Source organism: Vibrio cidicii (assembly GCF_009665415.1).
GTDB classification, from domain to species: domain Bacteria; phylum Pseudomonadota; class Gammaproteobacteria; order Enterobacterales; family Vibrionaceae; genus Vibrio; species Vibrio cidicii.
Map to the genome: position 1 here is coordinate 1771549 of NZ_CP035921.1, position 18531 is coordinate 1790079.

The window sequence follows — 18531 nt, forward strand, 5'->3', positions numbered from 1 at the left end:
TCGCAAAAGATTTATCAATGAACTGAGTGACCAAAACGAATCGCAAGATTCGGCACAGTCAATTTATTCAGTATTCATTGAGCCGAAGCGCAAGCTTAAAAAAACTTTTAATTGAAGAGTTTGATCATGGCTCAGATTGAACGCTGGCGGCAGGCCTAACACATGCAAGTCGAGCGGCAGCACAGAGAAACTTGTTTCTCGGGTGGCGAGCGGCGGACGGGTGAGTAATGCCTGGGAAATTGCCCTGATGTGGGGGATAACCATTGGAAACGATGGCTAATACCGCATGATGCCTACGGGCCAAAGAGGGGGACCTTCGGGCCTCTCGCGTCAGGATATGCCCAGGTGGGATTAGCTAGTTGGTGAGGTAAGGGCTCACCAAGGCGACGATCCCTAGCTGGTCTGAGAGGATGATCAGCCACACTGGAACTGAGACACGGTCCAGACTCCTACGGGAGGCAGCAGTGGGGAATATTGCACAATGGGCGCAAGCCTGATGCAGCCATGCCGCGTGTGTGAAGAAGGCCTTCGGGTTGTAAAGCACTTTCAGTAGGGAGGAAGGTGGTAGTGTTAATAGCGCTATCATTTGACGTTACCTACAGAAGAAGCACCGGCTAACTCCGTGCCAGCAGCCGCGGTAATACGGAGGGTGCGAGCGTTAATCGGAATTACTGGGCGTAAAGCGCATGCAGGTGGTTTGTTAAGTCAGATGTGAAAGCCCCGGGCTCAACCTGGGAATTGCATTTGAAACTGGCAAACTAGAGTACTGTAGAGGGGGGTAGAATTTCAGGTGTAGCGGTGAAATGCGTAGAGATCTGAAGGAATACCGGTGGCGAAGGCGGCCCCCTGGACAGATACTGACACTCAGATGCGAAAGCGTGGGGAGCAAACAGGATTAGATACCCTGGTAGTCCACGCCGTAAACGATGTCTACTTGGAGGTTGTGGCCTTGAGCCGTGGCTTTCGGAGCTAACGCGTTAAGTAGACCGCCTGGGGAGTACGGTCGCAAGATTAAAACTCAAATGAATTGACGGGGGCCCGCACAAGCGGTGGAGCATGTGGTTTAATTCGATGCAACGCGAAGAACCTTACCTACTCTTGACATCCAGAGAATCTGGCGGAGACGCTGGAGTGCCTTCGGGAGCTCTGAGACAGGTGCTGCATGGCTGTCGTCAGCTCGTGTTGTGAAATGTTGGGTTAAGTCCCGCAACGAGCGCAACCCTTATCCTTGTTTGCCAGCGAGTAATGTCGGGAACTCCAGGGAGACTGCCGGTGATAAACCGGAGGAAGGTGGGGACGACGTCAAGTCATCATGGCCCTTACGAGTAGGGCTACACACGTGCTACAATGGCGCATACAGAGGGCGGCCAACTTGCGAAAGTGAGCGAATCCCAAAAAGTGCGTCGTAGTCCGGATTGGAGTCTGCAACTCGACTCCATGAAGTCGGAATCGCTAGTAATCGTGGATCAGAATGCCACGGTGAATACGTTCCCGGGCCTTGTACACACCGCCCGTCACACCATGGGAGTGGGCTGCAAAAGAAGTGGGTAGTTTAACCTTCGGGAGGACGCTCACCACTTTGTGGTTCATGACTGGGGTGAAGTCGTAACAAGGTAGCGCTAGGGGAACCTGGCGCTGGATCACCTCCTTATACGATGATTATTGCGATGAGTGTTCACACAGATTGATATGGTTTAGAAAGTTTAGAGTATCTTAGTGTCCCGTTCGTCTAGAGGCCTAGGACACCGCCCTTTCACGGCGGTAACAGGGGTTCGACTCCCCTACGGGATACCACGGGTCGTTAGCTCAGTCGGTAGAGCAGTTGACTTTTAATCAATTGGTCGCAGGTTCGAATCCTGCACGACCCACCATTTTCTTCCTCCACAGGAAGTAAAATATGTGGGCGATTAGCTCAGTTGGGAGAGCACCTGCCTTACAAGCAGGGGGTCACTGGTTCGAACCCGGTATCGCCCACCACTCTTTAAATATTTTTGTGTTGCTTAATTCAGTCTCCCCTTAATGTGGATGGTCGATTTTTCGACGCTGAAAGTCTTTAAAAAGTGGTTTCTCATCGAGAAATGACATTGCTCTTTAACAATTTGGAAAGCTGACAAAGTAATTTATCTTCATTGATAGATTACTTGTAAAGTTCTCAATGTTTGTCTTTATGACAAACACCAACAAAACACATTCAAGTGTTCTTGGGAATGTCACTTTTAAGTGACGATTCAAAATTGAGTCCGGCAAATCAAAGCTATCTCGCTCATTCAAATAATGAGATAGCAACCTTGGTTGTTTAACGTAAAGACCCTTTCGGGTTGTATGGTTAAGTGACTAAGCGTACACGGTGGATGCCTTGGCAGTCAGAGGCGATGAAGGACGTACTAACTTGCGATAAGCGGTGATGAGGCAGTAAGAGCCACTTGAGTCACCGATTTCCGAATGGGGAAACCCACTGGCATAAGCCAGTATCGCTGCATGAATACATAGTGCAGCGAAGCGAACCGGGAGAACTGAAACATCTAAGTACCCCGAGGAAAAGAAATCAACCGAGATTCCGAAAGTAGCGGCGAGCGAAATTGGATTAGCCCTTAAGCTTTACATGCGTTAGACGAATGGTCTGGAAAGGCCAACGATACCGGGTGATAGTCCCGTAGTTATAGGCGCATGTTCAGTGAAATCGAGTAGGGCGGGACACGTGTTATCCTGTCTGAATATGGGGGGACCATCCTCCAAGGCTAAATACTCCTGACTGACCGATAGTGAACCAGTACCGTGAGGGAAAGGCGAAAAGAACCCCTGTGAGGGGAGTGAAATAGAACCTGAAACCGTGTACGTACAAGCAGTAGGAGCACCTTCGTGGTGTGACTGCGTACCTTTTGTATAATGGGTCAGCGACTTAATGTTAGTAGCAAGGTTAACCATCTAGGGGAGCCGTAGGGAAACCGAGTCTTAACTGGGCGTATAGTTGCTAGCATTAGACCCGAAACCGAGTGATCTAGCCATGGGCAGGTTGAAGGTTGAGTAACATCAACTGGAGGACCGAACCGACTAATGTTGAAAAATTAGCGGATGACTTGTGGCTAGGGGTGAAAGGCCAATCAAACTCGGAGATAGCTGGTTCTCCCCGAAAGCTATTTAGGTAGCGCCTCGGACGAATACTACTGGGGGTAGAGCACTGTTAAGGCTAGGGGGTCATCCCGACTTACCAACCCTTTGCAAACTCCGAATACCAGTAAGTACTATCCGGGAGACACACGGCGGGTGCTAACGTCCGTCGTGGAGAGGGAAACAACCCAGACCGCCAGCTAAGGTCCCAAATTACAGCTAAGTGGGAAACGATGTGGGAAGGCTTAGACAGCTAGGATGTTGGCTTAGAAGCAGCCATCATTTAAAGAAAGCGTAATAGCTCACTAGTCGAGTCGGCCTGCGCGGAAGATGTAACGGGGCTAAGTTGTAAACCGAAGCTGCGGCAATGTTCTATGAACATTGGGTAGGGGAGCGTTCTGTAAGCCGTTGAAGGTGTGTTGTAAAGCATGCTGGAGGTATCAGAAGTGCGAATGCTGACATGAGTAACGACAAGGGGGGTGAAAAACCTCCCCGCCGGAAGACCAAGGGTTCCTGTCCAACGTTAATCGGGGCAGGGTGAGTCGACCCCTAAGGCGAGGCCGAAAGGCGTAGTCGATGGGAAACGGGTTAATATTCCCGTACTCGATCAAATTGCGATGGGGGGACGGAGAAGGCTAGGTGGGCCTGGCGACGGTTGTCCAGGTTCAAGTGCGTAGGCTTGAGAGTTAGGTAAATCCGGCTCTTTCTAAGGCTGAGACACGACGTCGAGCACCTACGGGTGTGAAGTCATTGATGCCATGCTTCCAGGAAAAGCCTCTAAGCTTCAGATTTGATGGAATCGTACCCCAAACCGACACAGGTGGTCGGGTAGAGAATACCAAGGCGCTTGAGAGAACTCGGGTGAAGGAACTAGGCAAAATGGTACCGTAACTTCGGGAGAAGGTACGCTCTTGATGGTGAAGTCCCTCGCGGATGGAGCTGACGAGAGTCGCAGATACCAGGTGGCTGCAACTGTTTATTAAAAACACAGCACTGTGCAAAATCGCAAGATGACGTATACGGTGTGACGCCTGCCCGGTGCCGGAAGGTTAATTGATGGGGTTAGCGTAAGCGAAGCTCTTGATCGAAGCCCCGGTAAACGGCGGCCGTAACTATAACGGTCCTAAGGTAGCGAAATTCCTTGTCGGGTAAGTTCCGACCTGCACGAATGGCGTAATGATGGCCACGCTGTCTCCACCCGAGACTCAGTGAAATTGAAATCGCTGTGAAGATGCAGTGTACCCGCGGCTAGACGGAAAGACCCCGTGAACCTTTACTACAGCTTGGCACTGAACATTGAACCTACATGTGTAGGATAGGTGGGAGGCTTTGAAGACGTGACGCCAGTTGCGTTGGAGCCGTCCTTGAAATACCACCCTTGTATGTTTGATGTTCTAACGTTGGCCCCTCATCGGGGTCGCGGACAGTGCCTGGTGGGTAGTTTGACTGGGGCGGTCTCCTCCCAAAGAGTAACGGAGGAGCACGAAGGTGGGCTAATCACGGTTGGACATCGTGAGGTTAGTGCAATGGCATAAGCCCGCTTAACTGCGAGAATGACGGTTCGAGCAGGTGCGAAAGCAGGTCATAGTGATCCGGTGGTTCTGAATGGAAGGGCCATCGCTCAACGGATAAAAGGTACTCCGGGGATAACAGGCTGATACCGCCCAAGAGTTCATATCGACGGCGGTGTTTGGCACCTCGATGTCGGCTCATCACATCCTGGGGCTGAAGTCGGTCCCAAGGGTATGGCTGTTCGCCATTTAAAGTGGTACGCGAGCTGGGTTTAGAACGTCGTGAGACAGTTCGGTCCCTATCTGCCGTGGGCGTTGGAAGATTGAAGGGGGCTGCTCCTAGTACGAGAGGACCGGAGTGGACGAACCTCTGGTGTTCGGGTTGTGTCGCCAGACGCATTGCCCGGTAGCTAAGTTCGGAATCGATAACCGCTGAAAGCATCTAAGCGGGAAGCGAGCCCTGAGATGAGTCTTCCCTGATACTTTAAGTATCCTAAAGGGTTGTTCGAGACTAGAACGTTGATAGGCAGGGTGTGTAAGCGCTGTGAGGCGTTGAGCTAACCTGTACTAATTGCCCGTGAGGCTTAACCATACAACACCCAAAGGGTTTTGGTGGACTCGATGTAAGAACATTGAATGTGTAGAGAACAGAAAACAGCTTTCCAGATTATTCTCTAGAAATAGAGAGAAAGAATTTGCTTGGCGACCATAGCGTTTTGGACCCACCTGATTCCATCCCGAACTCAGAAGTGAAACGAAACAGCGTCGATGGTAGTGTGGGGCTTCCCCATGTGAGAGTAGAACATCGCCAGGCTTTGAACATCCGTTTATTTGAAGCGCTGAAAAAGTAAGACTTAAAATAGACACCGTGTGGAGCGGTAGTTCAGTTGGTTAGAATACCGGCCTGTCACGCCGGGGGTCGCGGGTTCGAGTCCCGTCCGCTCCGCCACTTATTTAAGACCTCAGCAGAAATGCTGGGGTCTTTTTGTATCTGTTGTATTATACCAATCTGTAAAATTAACTGGTCAGGTTAATCCAGTCCCTTGTGCACATTTTCCTAACCCTGTCTGTACTGTCCAAGAATCGATACCAAGCCTTGCACACTTTCTCCACGATATCCTCATCATCGGTAAAACTCTGATTGGCAAGACAGTGTTGTCTGAGTCAGCTCCACACTTGTTCTATCGGGTTGAGCTCTGGTGAATAAGGCGGGAGCTTGATGATGCTGACATTGCTAAACGGCTCTGCAATGTCATTGGTATGCGCACTCGCCCATCCATAATGATGACGTGCTTTTTCAGTGTTGGCCGATATTTGCTTTAAATGCTCGGTCATGATCTCTTTATTAACCCAAGGAACGATCATCGCTTCGCCAATCCCTCTCGCGGGACAGATAGAACCAAACAGATACGCATATTCAAATTGTTGTTGCTTCACGGCTCTGGGACGTGTTCCTTTCTCTGCCCATAACCGTTTTGTGGTGTTTTGTTGCTCAAATCTGGCTTCATCTTGAAACCAGACATCAACATGCTCTAAAGCGATATGTCCTGGGATGTTCAGGATCGTTTCAATTTAGAATTTTTTTAAAATCGTCTTGTGCTTCTTGAGATTGCTTTGGGTGTTTTGAGCGGGAAGTTATCCAAGAGAAGCCCATCTGGTCGAGCAGGTAATCGATAGAATCAGGGTGGTAGTGCTGGCCAAACTCTTTCACGATATAAGCGTGGATATCGACTCCAGTCAGTCGTCCGCCTTGAGTATCATTGGTTTTATCTGAATGGGTTGGTATAAGAGTTGTGGTTGCAAAATGACATAAAAAAACCGGCGATAACGCCGGCTTCTTCGTTGCAGTCGTTCATCCATTCTGCACAAGAGTAAGTGCTTTGCGTGAAACCTCATGAGCTGCTTTATTGAGGTCTTGCTTTTCTAGCGCTTCTGCTAGGTAAGCGTAGTCAGAGACACTGGAGCGCACATTAAGTGCTTGTTCAAAGTGTGTCTGTGCCAATGCCCATTTCTTTTCGCGTAAGTAGAGTTGGGCCAAAGCGCTGTGCGCTTCTGCGTTGCTATTGTCGCGCTTTGTCGCTTCCTCAAGCAGTACTATCACTGGGTGGCTATCGGAGAGGTTAAGTTCTGGCAATAGCGCATACAGTTTGCTAGAGGCTGTTTTTTTCAGTGCTTCTTTGATGACAGTCAGAGCCTCATGATCGGCTTTACGAGCAATCAACTGTTGTACAAAACAGGCGATGAGCGTTTCTTCCAGCTTAAGCTTTTTGCTCAGTCCATTCCAATAAGCGATGAGCCCTTCACTGCCTTTCTGCGTCGCAATATCAATCAGCTGGCCGCAATGAGCTTGTAAGCTGACCTGCTCCATCTCTTGCTGGCTGATATGACCGGACCTCTGCAAGCTTGGCAGCAAATCGAGTAGGGGTTGCCACAGTTTCAGTTCTAGATAGGTGGTTTTCAGTAGGTCCATGACAATGGGATTGTTAGGGTGGCTACTTTTGAGCGATTGCAGTGTGTCAAACGCCTGGGTAAACTCGCCCTCACGAACCCACTGTTTTGCTCTGGTCAGCTCCACCGCCAAATGGGCGTTTTCTTGTTGGGCAGCAAGAGCAAGGTACTGATCACGCTTGGCTTTGTCTCCTTGGCCGTCAGCCGCTTCGGATGCAACTAAGTAGCATAATAGCGGCATATCGTGATGATTAGCCCAGCGTGTCACTTTTTTCTCCGCTCCTTTCCAATCTCCTTCCAGCAGCTTAATGATGCCTTCATTGGTGTAACGACGTGAGCGGCGCATTTTACGCACACTAAACCAGTTCCAAGTGGTGAAGCTGGTATAAATCACTTTCTTGGCGAGGTATTCCAAGGCGAATAATCCTGCCAGAGCTGCGACGATAAAGATAACCAACGTCGTCACACTCATCTCTATGGTGCTGTTGGCTACCGAGATCAGTACATAACCTTGCTGGCCGGAAAATTGTGTACCAGCAAACAATCCTGCGCCGAGCACGACAAAAAGAAAAATCATACGAATCATTGTTTTTCCTCCGTGCTGGTTAGCGAGGTGACATCCCGGCGGAGGCGTTCACGAATCACATCCGCGAGTTGATTTTGTGTTTCCAGTTTCACGGGATACGCCACCTGAACATTCTGCTGGCTGAGTTGTTTTAGAGTGCGATTAAACTCTTTTACGGCATTGTCGTCAGGGTTAAAGAAGGATTCAGACCAGCTTTCTGCGGTCGTCAATGCGATGGTGTAAAGCTCACCTTGTTCGAGATAGACGGCCTTGATCGCCGTTTCCAGCTTGGCTTTGATATTCTCTTTGAGATAAAAATGTTGTTCTGGTGAGAGCAGAGGAATCACATTGCCGTCGCGGGTACGGAAGGTAATGAAGTTTTCTGAGAAGTCTTTTAGCGAGGTGAGCAAGTTGTCTTGCCAGTTATTGATATCCTCGGAAACCTCGGTTTTTTCTACCGCTTTGGCTTCTGGGAGAATAGCATTAGCCAGTGGCAGCTGATCGATTTGTTGCTGCAAAGCGGTTAGACGCAGTACTAAGCCATCACGATCAATGATTGGGATGGTTTTTAGTTTAGTAATGTCGCTTGCCATTGCTTTACGCAGAGGGACCAAGCTCGGGTCGTTAAGCGTGGCGATACGTTGATCAGCACTTTCCATCAAATGAGTGGCGCTCGTTGCGTCGCGCTCAAGAAACAGCTTGCGTCCGGCCAGCTTGACCAAGTAATCCGCTTCCGCCAGCAGCCAGTCGTTTGGACGGCGTCCTTTCACATCCGCCATGGCCAGTTGTAAACTTTCAATGCTCTTTTGTTGCTGCGTAAGTTCCACTTCCGCTTTGTGGAGTGTGCTGCTGGCTTGCTGCGCAGTGTCCGTTTTGACTTGGTTCATCTGCTGAGTCAAGGATGACTGAGTTTGTTGCAGCTGATTTTGCAGTGCGGCGATCTGCGCTTGGTAATGACTACTCTGCTGCTGCATTTGATAAGCGAGCCCGCCAGTACCAAGCAGGGCAATTACAATCGCGATGATGCTCAGTTTGCTGCCGCGCTTTTGCTCTGGCTGAGTGTTACTGTGTGGCGCTTTCTCTGTCTCAGAGGAGGCGGGGCGGACATCGTTGACGATCTCGGCAGAAGCAGACGTATCGTTATTGGGCGAAATGTCGTTGGTGGTTGGGGTAGACGTCATTTCTTCAGGCGTGGTTTGCTCGTTATTTTTTTTACTTGTCATGAGGTTATCCTGTTTTTACTTAGGCTGGAGAGCAGCCAGTAATTCCATGTTTGCAGCACTTCCAACGTTGGTCACTCTGGCGAAGCCTAAAGAGTGTGCAATGGCAGCAATGCGTTCGCTGGGTACCAATAGGTGTTGTTGATGCAGCCATTGCTGTGCTTGGCTGTGCATCATGCGGTTGAGGTATTCCAACTGTTCAGAACTGGTGACGATGAGAGTATCGACTTTTTGCGCTTGCCAAGATGCCACACAGCTTAGCGGATCAAAGGGGATAAATTCTCTCTGGTACGTCTCACAATAATCAATATCGGCGCCAAGCGAGGAAAGAGATTCTCGGATGAGCTCTCTGCCCCCGTTGCCGCGCAAAATCAACACACGCTTCCCTGCGATCCGGTTGAGCTCCGGAAGTTGGATTAAGTGCTCACTATCACTGACCGTCGGGTAGTTTACGTCTTGCCCCGTGACTTTGCTTAAATAGTGTGCGGTTTTTTGACCAACGGCAAGATATCGCGTGTTCTGCGGCCAGTTTGTTTGATGTTTTGCAAGCCATTGCTGAGCGAACTGCACCGCGTGTTGGCTGACGGCAATAACAATATCGCTGTCGCGCAGCTGAGAAAGGAGTGCTTCGACGCTGGGATTGGCGACGATACGAATGAGAGGATGATGGAGTGTGGAGACTCCACCATCATTGAGCAAGGAGCAGAGCGCCAGCCCTTGTTCGGCTGGCCGCGTGACCAGAACCGTCATGTTACTCGTGATCTTGATAAAGGCGAGCAAGAATGTCGTCGGCACCTTGGCTGAGAAGTTGCTGCGCAAGTTGCACGCCCAGTGCTTCGGCGTCGCTGCGCGGGCCGCGAATTTCGCCGCGCACAATGTGGGAGCCATCGGGTTCACCGACAAGAGCACGCAGCCAAATCTGATCGCCCTCAAGCAGCGCGTAGCTGCCAATCGGCACTTGGCAGCCGCCTTGTAGGGTCAGATTCATTGCTCGCTCACACTTGACGCGATCCGCTGTTTCGACGTGATTCAGCGGCGCTAGCAGTTCGAGCATTCTCTCGTCATCGGTACGACACTCAATGCCAACGGCGCCTTGACCTACCGCTGGGAGAGACTGTTCTGGCTCGATAAAGCTACGAATGCGCTCTTGCAGTTCGAGGCGTTTAAGACCTGCCGCGGCGAGAATAATTGCGTCATACTCGCCCGCGTCAAGTTTACTCAAGCGTGTGCCGACGTTGCCGCGTAGCTCTTTGATGACTAAATCTGGCCGATGCGCTTTGAGTTGGCACTGACGGCGTAGGCTGCAGGTGCCGACAACCGCGCCTTGTGGCAGTTGTTCAATGTTTTCATAATGGTTGGAGACAAACGCATCGCGTGGATCTTCGCGCTCACAGATGGTGACCAACCCGAGCCCTGGTGGAAAATCGACAGGCACATCCTTCATCGAATGTACCGCCAGATCCGCGCGCCCTTCCAGCATCGCTACTTCCAACTCTTTGACGAACAACCCTTTACCGCCGACTTTTGCCAAAGGCGTATCGAGAATCACATCACCTTTGGTGACCATGGTCACCAGTTCCACTTCAAGGCCGGGATGAGCCTGTTGCAGCGCTTCTTTGACATAGTAGGCCTGCCAAAGCGCAAGAGGACTTTTTCGGGTTGCGATGCGAATCGGTGTTGAGTGTGTCATGATCTTCCCAGTGTCATTGTCAATTTTGCCCCAATCCTACCATCCTCACTGCTAAAGTATTACTGTTAGTTCGTGTAACTGTTGGTATGGTTAACTAATTGCACAAGCGTACTGAAATAGTGTGACTCATTTCTCATTTGACTGCGCCGCCAGTATTCGTCATCAGCGTTACAAGCGACACTTAGGCGCCTTGAAAAGGGCGTGCGACAAAGGTTCGTGTTGGTTTGGGATTGACGGGTTACATCTTTACCAATACGCTTAGAAGTGTTAAATTGATCACGTTTTTCTGCCAGGATGGCATAAAAGTTATACAGACGTGTCTTGATACTGAAACCAAGGAACTCCCTTGCAGGCTTATACCGAAAAATTAATCCAGCGATTAGATACACTTAACCAGCAACGTATTGAACGTGCGCTGGCGCTTATGGATTTGCAAAGCCAGCGAGTCTTCCATCTCATTCCTGCTTTACTTCATTTCAATCATCCAGCGATTCCGGGCTATTTTGACGCCGATGTGCCTTATGGCATCGACGGTCAGGAGTTCAATGACGTACAACAGCAGTTTATTGACGATACCGAACTCACCTTAGGTTGCCCTTTGCCAGTGGCGAAAAAAGCCAAAATTCTTGGCTTGTATACCATGGGAAGTACCTCGTCGATTGGGCAAAGCACCTCCAGTGATCTCGATATCTGGGTGTGTGTCTCAAATCACATGAGCCATGAAGAAAGGGAAAGTCTCACCAACAAGTGCCTACTCATCACCGATTGGGCGCAGATGCACGGGGTTGAGGCGAACTTTTTCTTGATGGATGAGCAGCGTTTTCGCTCCAACCGATCAGAGCAGATGACCGGCGACAACTGCGGCTCATCTCAACATATGTTATTGCTCGACGAGTTTTATCGCTCGGCAGTGCGTATTGCCGGACGACGCTTGTTGTGGCAGATAGTGCCACCAGAAATGGAAGAGTGTTATGACGAGTACGTCGATCAGCTTTGCCGTGGTGGTTACATCAACTGCAACCAGTGGATCGACTTTGGTCAGTTAAGCTGCATTCCGGCAGAAGAGTATTTCGGCTCCAACTTATGGCAGTTGTACAAGAGTATCGACTCGCCATACAAATCGGTGCTGAAAGCGATCTTGCTGGAAGCCTACTCGTGGGAATACCCGCACACCCAGCTACTCAGCATTGATACCAAACGACGCTTTTTTGCCCATGAGCCGGATCTTTACGGCATGGATGCGTATTACTTGATGCTGGAGAAGGTGACGCGCTATCTGGAGCGCATCAAAGATACCACCCGTTTGGATCTGGTTCGGCGCTGTTTCTATCTGAAAACTCATGAAAAGCTTTCTCGTGATCCCGGCGTGGGTTCGGTCGCTTGGCGACGCGAAGCGCTGCGTCAACTGACGACCCAGTGGCAATGGTCACCAGAGGTGATCGCCGAGCTCGATAATCGCCGCAACTGGAAAGTGGAACAGGTGAAAGTGGTGCACCACGCGCTGCTGGATGCCTTGATGCAAAGTTACCGTAATTTGATCCAGTTCGCGCGGCGTAACGACATTACCTCGGCCATTAGCCCACAAGATATCAGTATTTTAGCACGCAAGCTGTACGCCGCCTTTGAAGTGTTGCCGGGCAAAGTGACCCTGCTCAATCCGCAGATTTCGCCGGACTTACATGAAGCGGACCTCAGTTTTATTGAAGTGCGCGAAGGGCGGACCAATAAAGCCGGCTGGTATTTGTACAAGCAGCCGCTGGTGGCGCACCGCATTCTCGGTCAGCCGTATTTGGAGCACCACGAGTACTTGAGTAAATTGGTTGCGTGGGCGTTTTTTAATGGCCTGATCACCGAGTCGACTCGTTTGCATGCGGTGGTGCGAGATGCGCAGATCGACATCGACAAGTTCTATCAGATGGTCAGCGATTTGCGCAATACCTTCTCGCTGCGCAAACGTCGTCCGACCATGCAAGCGTTGGCCAGCCCATGTGAGATTAGCCAACTGGCGATGTTCATCAACTTTGAAAGTGACCCCACTGCCGAGCTGTCGGGGCGCTCTCTAAAAGTGGATTTGAAAAACGCGGACATTTTCAGTTTCGGTACGCAGCAGCGCAGTTTGGTTGGCAGTGTCGATCTGGTTTACCGCAACTCTTGGCACGAAGTGCGTACTCTGCATTTCAAAGGCGAAACCGCGATGCTGGATGCGCTGAAAACCGTGTTAGGGAAAATGCACCAAGATGCGATTCCGCCCGAGTCGGTGGATGTTTTCTGTTACAGCAAAAACATGCGTGGCGTGATGCGCAACATGGTGTACCAGCTTCTGGCTGAGTGTATTGATTTACGCTTAAAGCCGGTTGAGCAGGAAAAACGCCGCCGCTTCAAAGCGATTCGTTTAGGCGCGCAAACCTACGGGTTGTTCTTTGAGCGTCGTGGCGTGTCGGTACAAAAGTTGGAAAACTCGGTTGATTTTTACCGCAGCATCTCGACCAACAAGCTGAAAGGCTCACCTCTGCTGATGCTGGATCGCGAAGCGGACTACCAGCTGCCAGAAATTGTCGATGGATTTGCCAGCGAAGGCTTGATCCAGTTCTTCTTTGAAGATACCGACAAAGGCTTCAATATTTATGTGTTGGATGAGTCGAATCAGGTGGAAGTGTATCACCAGTTTAGCGGCTCAAAAGATGAGATGATCGCCAGCGTTAACAGCTTCTACACCTCGGTCAAAGACGACCAACAGGTCGCGTCCAAGTTCATCAACTTTAACTTGCCCCAGTACTATCAGATTGTGCACCCACAAGAAGAGGGGGCACCATCTTACATCGTGCCTTATCGCAATGACGCTTGTACTCCGTCCAAGATGTCGAAAGTCGTCAATGTTTAAGCCGAGGCGAGTAAGCTGCTCATAAAGTTAGCGACCAATAGAGAAAGAGCACCCAGGTGGTGCTCTTTGGCTTTTTATTGTACCCAGTCGATCGTTTCGCCTGCGTGCTTCTCGCATTCTTGTTTGACCATCTGCGAGAATTCCATGCCAGTCTTAGAGCAAATCCATTTATCCTGCTGATATTTAAAATGGAAACCGCCGGATTTTGATGCCAGCCAAATTTCCTGCATCGGCTCTTGGCGGTTAATGATGATCTGGCTGCGGTCATCAAACTCCAACGTCATCACATTGCCGGTGGTTTCGAAATCGATGTCCGCGCCTGAATCATCAATCGCTTCTTCAATAAGTTGCAACTCGGCATCCACCAGTTGATGAAATTCAGTATTGTTCATCTTATCTATCCTATTGCTTTTCCTGAGTGTGGTGCGATTATAGGGGGCATTGAATCAATAATCACGATATGCAAAATGAAAAAATTACTTACTGTGTTGCTTACCCTCAGTGTGGCCTTGCTAGCTGGATGTGGGCAGTCGGGCTCCCTCTATATTCCTGACGACACTCCGCCGAGTGAACAGTCGCAGTAGGCATAAAAACAGATAAAGCAGTCGACCATTAATAAGGGAAGCGAATTTTGGACTATTTCAATTATCAGGATGATGGCCAACTGTGGGCCGAAGGCGTTGCGCTGTCTCAACTGGCGCAACAATATGGTACGCCGCTGTACGTCTATTCACGTGCCACATTAGAGCGCCACTGGAAAGCCTTTGATCAGTCTGTTGAAAACCATCCTCATCTGGTTTGCTACGCGGTAAAAGCCAACTCCAACCTTGGTGTGCTCAATGTGTTGGCGCGTCTTGGTTCCGGCTTTGATATCGTCTCTGGCGGTGAGCTGGAGCGTGTGATCGCCGCCGGTGGCGACCCGCGTAAAGTGGTGTTTTCTGGCGTGGGTAAAACCGAAGCTGAGATGCGCCGCGCGCTGGAACTGAACATCAAATGTTTCAATGTGGAGTCCGAGCCTGAGCTGGAGCGCCTCAACAAGGTAGCTGGTGAGCTGGGCGTGAAAGCGCCGATTTCACTGCGTATTAATCCCGATGTTGATGCTCAAACTCACCCTTATATTTCGACGGGCCTACGCGACAACAAATTTGGTATTGCGTTTGACCGCGCACCGGCGGTTTATCAGTTTGCGCAAAGCCTAGAGAACCTCAATGTGCAGGGGATTGATTGCCACATTGGCTCTCAGTTGACGGCACTTGCGCCGTTCATTGATGCCACAGATCGTCTGTTGGCGCTGATCGATTCCCTGAAAGAGCAAGGCATTACCATTCGTCATCTGGATGTCGGTGGTGGTTTAGGGGTGGTTTATCGCAATGAGCTGCCGCCGCAGCCGTCAGAGTATGCGAAAGCGCTGCTGGGCCGTCTGGAAAACCATCAAGATCTCGAGCTGATTTTCGAGCCCGGCCGAGCCATTGCGGCGAATGCGGGTGTACTGCTGACCAAAGTGGAGTTTCTCAAACATACCGAGCACAAAAACTTCGCCATCATTGATGCTGCGATGAACGACTTGATGCGCCCGGCGCTTTACCAAGCGTGGCAAGATATCGTGCCGGTGAAGCCACGCAGCGGCGAGGCGGTGACGTATGATCTGGTCGGGCCGATTTGTGAAACTGGTGATTTCCTCGGTAAAGACCGCTCACTGGTGTTGGCCGAAAATGACCTGCTGGCGGTGCGCAGCGCTGGTGCTTACGGCTTTGTGATGTCCTCGAACTACAATACTCGTGCTCGCGCTGCAGAAATCATGGTCGATGGCACGCAAAGTTTCCTCGTTCGTCAGCGTGAAGAGCTGCGCAGCTTGTGGGAACTTGAACACATTCTTCCGGAGTAACCAGCTTTTATGCATTTCCACTTTTCCAAAATGCACGGTTTGGGTAACGACTTTATGGTGGTCGATTGCATTACCCAAAACGTTTACTTCTCGCAAGAACTGATCCGCCGCTTGGCGGATCGTCACACAGGCGTTGGCTTCGACCAACTGTTGGTGGTCGAGGCGCCCTATGATCCCGAAACGGATTTCCACTACCGTATTTTTAATGCCGATGGTAGCGAAGTCGAGCAGTGTGGCAACGGTGCGCGTTGTTTCGCCCGTTTTGTGCGCATGAAAGGGCTGACCAACAAATACAGCATCAGCGTCAGCACCAAGAAAGGCAAAATGATTCTCGACGTGGAAGACGACGACCAGATCACCGTCAATATGGGTGTGCCGGAGTTTGAACCGAGCAAAATTCCATTTCGCGCTAAGCAGAAAGAGAAAACCTACATCATGCGTGTTGGCGAGAAAACGCTGTTTTGCGGTGCCGTGAGCATGGGTAATCCGCATGTCGTGACCGTGGTAGACGACGTCGATACGGCGGAAGTGGAAACCTTGGGCCCGCTTTTGGAGTCGCACGAACGTTTTCCAGAGCGCGTTAACGCCGGTTTTATGCAAGTGGTCAATCGCAACCAGATCCGCCTACGCGTGTATGAACGCGGCGCAGGGGAAACCCAAGCTTGTGGCAGCGGCGCGTGCGGTGCCGTCGCGGTGGGTATTGTGCAGGGCTTACTCGATGAGAGTGTGACGGTCAAGTTGCCCGGCGGCGAGCTACACATTCAATGGCAAGGCCCTGGCAAGCCGTTGTACATGACCGGGCCAGCCACACACGTTTTTGACGGACAGCTCTCTTGCTGATGGAACGAGGGGAAATTTTTTGTCGTATATAGAAGCAGATACGCTGAGCGCAGAAGTGGTGGCCGAGTATCTGAAAGATCACCCAGATTTTTTTATGCAACGTCCCGAGCTGGTGGATCGCTTGTCGCTGCCGCATCCGGATTTGGGGGCCGTACCGCTTGTGCATCTGCAACTGAATCGCCAACGTCAGCGAATTGAAGAGCTGGAAGAGGAGATTACTGGCCTGATGTCATTAGCGGCCAGTAACGATCGAACGTTTTACCAGTTTATGGATCTACAAGGCACAATCTTAAAATGTACCGACTTCACACAAGTGATCAGTGCCATTGAGCAGAAAGCGCAACAACTTGGCTTGTGCGCTTATGTGCGCCTGTTTAGTCAATGTGATGCCAGCGCGCAGCTGAGCAAAGAGCACTATCAACGTTTTGCTACCACGCACCTTAACGGCAAAGAGGCCTACTTGGGCCGTTTGCGCAAGGTGGATCGCGAGGCGTTGTTTGGGGAGATGCACGTGCCAGAAATGGGTTCCTACGTGATTTTGCCTTTGGTGAAAAAGCAGACGCTCGGCGTGCTGGCTTTTTCCAGTGAAGATGGCGGCCATTTCCAACCCGATATGGATACCTTGTTCTTGCGCCATCTCTCTTTGGTGGTCGCCCACCTTGCACAAACCCTGCTATGGCAAAACTACGATGACGACAACGCCCACCACACCTCTGCCAAGTAGCCTGCAAAAGCCACTGGATCGCTTCTACGAATTTCTGCGTAGCGAGAAAGGGCTGAGTTTGCACACGCAGCGCAACTACAAACAGCAGTTGCAAACCATGGCGCAGCATCTGGCGGACATGAACGTCAAGGCGTGGCATGACGTCGATGCCAACTGGGTGCGCCAGTTAGCGGGCAAAGGGATGCGTGAAGGCATGAAAGCCAGCAGTTTGGCCACGCGTCTCTCATCACTACGCAGTTTTTTTGATTTTCTCATTTTGCGCGGAGAAATCGTCGCCAATCCGGCTAAAGGGGTTTCCGCACCGAGGAAAAAGCGTCCGCTACCGAAAAATCTCGATGTCGATGAAGTCAATCAACTGCTCGAAGTGGATGAAAATGATCCGTTGTCGATTCGCGATCGCGCCATGATGGAGCTGATGTATGGTGCAGGATTGCGTTTGGCGGAACTGGTGAGCATTGACGTGCGAGATGTGCATCTGCGTAGCGGCGAAATTCGCGTGATCGGTAAAGGTGACAAAGAGCGCAAAGTGCCGTTTGCGGGCATGGCGGTGCAATGGGTCGGCAAGTGGCTAAAAATTCGCAGTGGCTTAGCCGCGCCGGGTGAAAATGCGCTGTTTGTCTCTAAATTAGGCGCGCGTATTTCCCATCGCAGTGTGCAAAAGCGCATGGCACAATGGGGACAAAAGCAGGCGGTGGCAAGCCACATTACTCCGCATAAACTGCGCCACTCTTTTGCCACGCACATGTTGGAATCGAGCAATAATTTGCGCGCGGTACAAGAGCTGCTGGGACACGAAAATATCTCCACCACGCAGATCTATACCCACTTGGACTTTCAGCACTTAGCGGATGTGTATGACCAAGCTCACCCCAGGGCGCGGAAAAAGTCGTCGCAACGCAAAGAGGAAGAATAATGAAATTCTATCGCTCACTGGCACCGATCAAAGCACTGACGTTCGATTTGGACGACACCTTGTACGACAACCGTCCAGTGGTGATGCGTATGGAGGCGGAAGTGTTGAGCTGGTTGCACCGCGAACACCCGCAAACGCAGCGTTTTCGTGCCGAGCAATGGCAGGAGATCAAAGCGGCGGTCAGCCGCAAGCATCCAGCCGTGTGCCACGATGTGACATTATGGCGAGAAAAACAGTTGCAAACGGCGTTCTTGCAACTGGGCTACACACCTGAAGAAGCACGACAGGCTGCTCAAGACGGGGTGGCGGTGGCGCTTAGTTGGCGTAGCCGGTTAACTGTGCCGCCGCAAACGCATCAGGTACTGAGTGCCTTGGCTGGTGAGTTTCCGCTGGTGGCGATCACCAATGGCAACGTCGATACCAAAGTGCTTGGCCTTGATGTTTACTTTAAGGCGGTATTGCAAGCGGGGCCAGATGGCGCAGCGAAACCCGCCGCGGATCTGTTTCTGCTCGCGCAGTCGATGTTGCCATGCTCCCCAGCGAACATTTTGCATGTGGGCGATCATCTGCTCAAAGACGTCGCGGCCGCCAATCAGCACGGATTTATGTCGTGTTGGATCAACACCACCCATCGAAGTTTGTACCGCAATGCGAAAGCGCGAAGCCTGCCCTATCTTGAGATTCGGGAATTGCGTCAATTGCTGCCGCTTTTGCAAGCACACTCTCAATCTTAACAAGCTGATAAC

The 18531-nt window shown here is 50.9% G+C and carries 14 protein-coding genes, 4 tRNA genes and 3 rRNA genes; 14 read left to right on the forward strand and 7 right to left on the reverse strand.

Translation table 11 applies throughout. The features are described 5' to 3' along the window. Window positions 1–108 precede the first annotated feature (108 nt). The 7 genes from EWA64_RS09080 (at window position 109) to EWA64_RS09110 (ending at window position 5568) form a co-directional block, all read left to right on the forward strand. A 16S ribosomal RNA gene (locus EWA64_RS09080) occupies window positions 109–1651 on the forward strand. Window positions 1652–1718: 67 nt separating this feature from the next. Further along, window positions 1719–1794, forward strand: a tRNA-Glu gene (locus tag EWA64_RS09085). A gap of 1 nt (window position 1795) precedes the next feature. Continuing rightward, window positions 1796–1871, forward strand: a tRNA-Lys gene (locus EWA64_RS09090). Window positions 1872–1901: 30 nt separating this feature from the next. Next, window positions 1902–1977 (forward strand) — tRNA-Val (locus EWA64_RS09095). A 347-nt stretch (window positions 1978–2324) separates the two neighbouring features. Then, a 23S ribosomal RNA gene (locus EWA64_RS09100) occupies window positions 2325–5211 on the forward strand. Between the two features lie 106 nt (window positions 5212–5317). After that, window positions 5318–5433: ribosomal RNA gene (rrf, locus tag EWA64_RS09105) — 5S ribosomal RNA — on the forward strand. The 16S, 23S and 5S rRNA genes sit together here with 4 tRNA genes alongside, the layout of an rRNA operon. Before the next feature lie 58 nt (window positions 5434–5491). Continuing rightward, window positions 5492–5568, forward strand: a tRNA-Asp gene (locus EWA64_RS09110). 215 nt (window positions 5569–5783) lie between these two features. On the opposite strand, the gene EWA64_RS21230 is transcribed toward EWA64_RS09110, so the two are convergent. From EWA64_RS21230 to hemC, 6 genes are all read right to left on the reverse strand, one after another. Then, the gene (locus tag EWA64_RS21230; protein WP_439655064.1) at window positions 5784–6191 is read right to left on the reverse strand and encodes an IS630 family transposase; all 408 of its coding nucleotides are present in this window, start codon (window positions 6189–6191) and stop codon (window positions 5784–5786) included. Continuing rightward, a complete protein-coding gene (locus EWA64_RS21235) occupies window positions 6187–6405 on the reverse strand; it encodes a helix-turn-helix domain-containing protein (protein ID WP_439655065.1) in 219 nt (72 codons plus the stop codon). Before EWA64_RS21235 ends, EWA64_RS21230 begins: the two co-directional genes overlap by 5 nt. Window positions 6406–6471: 66 nt before the next feature. Further along, window positions 6472–7653 (reverse strand): heme biosynthesis protein HemY, encoded by a 1182-nt coding sequence (locus tag EWA64_RS09120; protein ID WP_061893534.1) that lies wholly within the window; start codon window positions 7651–7653, stop codon window positions 6472–6474. Then, a complete protein-coding gene (locus tag EWA64_RS09125; RefSeq protein WP_061893535.1) occupies window positions 7650–8855 on the reverse strand; it encodes a uroporphyrinogen-III C-methyltransferase in 1206 nt (401 codons plus the stop codon). Before EWA64_RS09125 ends, EWA64_RS09120 begins: the two co-directional genes overlap by 4 nt. A gap of 15 nt (window positions 8856–8870) precedes the next feature. After that, window positions 8871–9602: a uroporphyrinogen-III synthase gene (locus tag EWA64_RS09130; protein ID WP_061893536.1), complete on the reverse strand. Its 732-nt coding sequence runs from the start codon at window positions 9600–9602 to the stop codon at window positions 8871–8873. A 1-nt stretch (window position 9603) separates the two neighbouring features. Next, a complete protein-coding gene (gene hemC / locus EWA64_RS09135) occupies window positions 9604–10542 on the reverse strand; it encodes a hydroxymethylbilane synthase (protein WP_061893537.1) in 939 nt (312 codons plus the stop codon). A gap of 346 nt (window positions 10543–10888) precedes the next feature. Here hemC and EWA64_RS09140 point away from each other — a divergent pair, with 346 nt between their 5' ends. After that, window positions 10889–13423 (forward strand): class I adenylate cyclase, encoded by a 2535-nt coding sequence (locus EWA64_RS09140; RefSeq protein WP_061893538.1) that lies wholly within the window; start codon window positions 10889–10891, stop codon window positions 13421–13423. Between the two features lie 74 nt (window positions 13424–13497). Here EWA64_RS09140 and cyaY read toward each other — a convergent pair whose 3' ends face one another. Next, window positions 13498–13815 (reverse strand): iron donor protein CyaY, encoded by a 318-nt coding sequence (gene cyaY / locus EWA64_RS09145; protein ID WP_039437826.1) that lies wholly within the window; start codon window positions 13813–13815, stop codon window positions 13498–13500. 75 nt (window positions 13816–13890) lie between these two features. Between cyaY and lptM the strand changes: the two genes are divergently transcribed. Genes lptM through yigB form a run of 6 tightly spaced genes read left to right on the forward strand, consistent with a single transcriptional unit; the run spans window position 13891 to window position 18519 of the window. Then, window positions 13891–14007, forward strand: coding sequence for an LPS translocon maturation chaperone LptM (gene lptM, locus EWA64_RS21240; RefSeq protein WP_407701081.1), 117 nt, complete (start codon window positions 13891–13893; stop codon window positions 14005–14007). 47 nt (window positions 14008–14054) lie between these two features. Further along, window positions 14055–15308 (forward strand): diaminopimelate decarboxylase, encoded by a 1254-nt coding sequence (gene lysA / locus EWA64_RS09155; RefSeq protein WP_039422162.1) that lies wholly within the window; start codon window positions 14055–14057, stop codon window positions 15306–15308. A 9-nt stretch (window positions 15309–15317) separates the two neighbouring features. After that, a complete protein-coding gene (gene dapF / locus EWA64_RS09160; RefSeq protein ID WP_061893539.1) occupies window positions 15318–16148 on the forward strand; it encodes a diaminopimelate epimerase in 831 nt (276 codons plus the stop codon). A gap of 19 nt (window positions 16149–16167) precedes the next feature. Continuing rightward, window positions 16168–16872 (forward strand): DUF484 family protein, encoded by a 705-nt coding sequence (locus EWA64_RS09165; RefSeq protein WP_061893540.1) that lies wholly within the window; start codon window positions 16168–16170, stop codon window positions 16870–16872. After that, on the forward strand, window positions 16838–17785 hold the full coding sequence (xerC, locus tag EWA64_RS09170; RefSeq protein WP_061893541.1) for a tyrosine recombinase XerC: 948 nt from the start codon (window positions 16838–16840) through the stop codon (window positions 17783–17785). The genes EWA64_RS09165 and xerC overlap by 35 nt, the downstream gene beginning before the upstream one ends. Beyond that, window positions 17785–18519: a 5-amino-6-(5-phospho-D-ribitylamino)uracil phosphatase YigB gene (yigB, locus tag EWA64_RS09175; protein WP_061893542.1), complete on the forward strand. Its 735-nt coding sequence runs from the start codon at window positions 17785–17787 to the stop codon at window positions 18517–18519. The genes xerC and yigB overlap by 1 nt, the downstream gene beginning before the upstream one ends. Window positions 18520–18531 lie beyond the last annotated feature (12 nt).